This is a genomic window from Pontimicrobium sp. MEBiC01747, from assembly GCF_053601635.1.
Genome location: NZ_JBSHNS010000026.1, coordinates 1 through 3,373 on the forward strand (window position 1 = coordinate 1; position 3,373 = coordinate 3,373).

The 3,373-nt window shown below is 30.6% G+C and carries 3 protein-coding genes and 1 pseudogene; 3 read left to right on the forward strand and 1 reads right to left on the reverse strand.

Annotated elements, in window-relative coordinates; genetic code table 11:
* Window positions 1-475 precede the first annotated feature (475 nt).
* The gene (locus tag ACVC2P_RS00320; protein WP_452596495.1) at window positions 476-1,642 is read right to left on the reverse strand and encodes an LETM1-related biofilm-associated protein; all 1,167 of its coding nucleotides are present in this window, start codon (window positions 1,640-1,642) and stop codon (window positions 476-478) included.
* Between the two features lie 149 nt (window positions 1,643-1,791).
* Here ACVC2P_RS00320 and ACVC2P_RS00325 point away from each other — a divergent pair, with 149 nt between their 5' ends.
* From ACVC2P_RS00325 to ACVC2P_RS00335, 3 genes and pseudogenes are all read left to right on the forward strand, one after another.
* Entirely contained in the window at window positions 1,792-2,439 is a 648-nt protein-coding gene (locus tag ACVC2P_RS00325; protein ID WP_452596496.1) for a DUF4331 family protein, read from the forward strand.
* 27 nt (window positions 2,440-2,466) lie between these two features.
* A complete protein-coding gene (locus ACVC2P_RS00330; RefSeq protein ID WP_452596497.1) occupies window positions 2,467-3,033 on the forward strand; it encodes a DUF4331 family protein in 567 nt (188 codons plus the stop codon).
* Between the two features lie 82 nt (window positions 3,034-3,115).
* Window positions 3,116-3,373: pseudogene (locus tag ACVC2P_RS00335) on the forward strand (cell surface protein); the annotation flags it as partial.

Consider the following 3,373-nt stretch of genomic DNA (forward strand, 5'->3'; position numbering starts at 1 on the left):
GGTATATTCTGTATCTATAAATAAGAAGCGTCTATAATACTAGTAATATATTTTATGGATAATTTCTAGTAATATTTAAGTTATAATTTTATTACTAAGTTAAAAGATGAGGTTATCTGAATAATAGATTTCTTTCTGATCAATATTTCAGAAATGACTTAAAACTTAAATCAAAAGTTATCAAGGGTAACTTTTAAATGTACTCAAACTGTGATGAACAATTTGAAAATGATGAAAACTACAATCAAATAACCTCATTTTTTTAAATGAACGCCAACATATTTAGTGGGTAATGGCTATGTTAAAGTATTTATTATCTATATATTTTAAAATCTATATTGAGTAAACTCGCCTTTTTAATGAGTAAAAAGGTGTTTTTATTGAGTGAAAGAGCTATTACTATAGTTTACAGTAAATTAAAAAAATATAATTTAGGTTATTTTTTGTAAGTAAGTTCGTAATAAAACAGAAAAAACTAATCCTCAATTCTATTATCATCAAAACCAGAGGGTAATAGTTTAGGAATAAATTTAATAACTAATGGCAATAGCAAAGCACCACCTGGTAATATAAAAATAGCCAAACTAGGAATAGATTTAAAAATATCTAGTAATTGTTCTTGTACCTGTTTTTGCTCTTCAGGTGTTAAATCTCTAATGGTAGACTGTGTAATTAAAAACATTAACTCTTTACTTTGCTGTAACTCACGTAATAAACGTTTACTATTTCTAGAAATAAGCTTGCTAACCATTTTGCTAGAATTGTCGTAAAAAGTTTTTACAATATTTTTAGAGCCCAATAAAACAATGTCTTTTTCATGTTCCTTAAAAAAAGTTTTTATGGCTTCAATAGCATCATTTATGTGGTGTTTGGTCAAGTTTAAATCATTACCTAACTGTAATAAAAAATAACGTTCGTTGTCGTCTATTGTTTTATCACTCCATGTAGACATGCAAGCTAGATCTATAATGTAATAAGAGTCCAGTTTAGATTTTAAAAGAGAAATAGCCTCTGTATAATTTAATTTATCTTGCTTTTGGTATCTAAGCGATTGTTCAAAAAAGTTTATTAAACTAGTATCGTACTTTGTTTTTTCAACTTTAGCATTTAAAGTGTTTAATACAACAGTTTCTATTACAGATTCCTTTTGTTGAATATCTTTTTCAGAAATAATTCCTGTATTTAAATAAGTTCTAAAGGCCAGAATATCTATAAATAAAAGCGCATTAGTAATAAAGTAGTTAAAACTCTTATCTATTAAATTATCATCTATTTGTATGCGTTTGTGTATTATCTTTTCTAAGAGTGAAATGTCTTGTTTTGCCCCTAATATATCTGATAAAAAAGAAGATTTATAAGCATTTATTTTTGTGTAAAATGAAATAACATCTTCCACAAAATCCCCCGAAGTATTTTTTTCTTTGTAACAAATGTATAACGCTATAACATGATTTATTTTGCAAATCTCTTCAGGAGTAAAGTCAGATTTTTCTATATAGTTATTTACAATACAAGTGTTACTACCATAAATATAACCAGAATACCTTAGCCCACTATACAGCTCTAATACTGTAGTAGAAAGTGTAAGAGAGTCCAGGGTTTTAAGAAGCTTTTTTATCCAGCCACTTGCAGATGCGTTCACGGTTTTATTTTTAGTAAAACAAAGTTAACTTTTTTACAATAACATATGCGATTTTTTTGTGTTAACATAATTTTAACAAAACCGACTTCTGTTTTATTGCGTAGGTAGAACTGAGAACCAAAAATTAATAAACAAAATCTCAAAACATTATGAAGAAAATTAAAATTTTATTAGGAACAGCAGTACTAGGTATCGCAGGTTTCTTTATGGTAGCAGCAGATCACATTGATGCACCAGCAGTATCAGGAGGAAGTAGCGATATTACAGATTTCTACGCATTTCAAGCACAAGACACAGATAATGTTGTTTTTGTAGCAAACGTTCAAGGCTTATTAAGCCCAACAACAACAGGCAGTGCTATGTTTGATGAAAACGTACTAGTAGAGTTTAATATAGACACCACAGGCGATAATGTAGAAGATTTAGTAATACAAGCTATACCTAGAGACGGTAAAATGTACTTTTTTGGTCCAGTAGCACCATCTCAAACAGGATTAAATAGTACAATACAAACGTCGGCAACGCAAACTGTAGTAGACATTACTGCTTATGGGGCGAGCCCAGAAATTACAACAAATGGAGAAATTAAAGCCTTTGCAGGACCAAGAGACGACCCATTTTTTATGGATTTTGCACGTTATGGAGAAATTATTGGAGGTACCGCTACAAGTTTTAACTCTCCAGGAACAGATACGTTTGCAGGAACTAACGTAATGTCTATTGTAATAGAAGTACCAAAAGCATTAGTAGGAGGAAGCGGAACTGTAAATACTTGGGTAGAATCTAAGTCTAAATAATAATAATCAACATTTAAACATAAAATTATGAAAACTATAAAAATAGTAATGCTAACCATTTTAGCATCAGCCCTGTCTTTTAACTGCTCTAACGATGATGATGGAAGCACTCCAACACCAAGCGGTCCAGACTTTTCAGGAACCTATACACAAAATGACCAAATGGGTAGACCAGCAGTAAATACAGTATTTGTATCTGCAAGCTCTAAAAATACATTTAACACAACAATACCTTCAGAACAAAATGCAGCGTTTCAAAGCATGTTTCAAACAAACTTAACAGCTTTAAGCCCAGCTTATGCTAATCCAGGAGATCAAAATGCCTTAGGACAAGATGCAGCAACCTTTACAGGATTATTAGCAACAGATGTTTTAAACCTATCATTAGACGGTACAACATCTTTTTACGATGGAACAAATCTATTAACAGGACGAGCATTGGCAGACGATGTTATTACTGTAGAGCTTATATTAATCTTTGGAGGAGAAACAGGGTTAACAATGTCCGAAAACCCAGGACTATCAGATGATAATGTAAGTGCAAATGATAAACCATTTCTAAATACCTTTCCTTACCTAGCATCGCCTTGGTAAGATAAAAACGCTAGGGTGTTTACCCAAAGACACTCTAGCTTTTTAATTAAAAGTAAATAATAAAACAAACAAACAAGAAACCATGAAAACCATATATTCACTTTTAGCCCTTATATTACTTTTTAGTTGCAAAACAGAAAACACTAAAACAATAACAAATACATTAGATTATGCTGAATTTTTATCGGCAGAAAAAAGTAATTTTGAAAAAGCAAAAGCAGAGCATCAATTTTGGACAAATAAATTAGAAAAGACACCAGAACAATACCCTTATTTATCTAAATTAGCTGCCGCAGAATCACAACTATTTAACGCTACAGGAACCATAGAACATTTAATT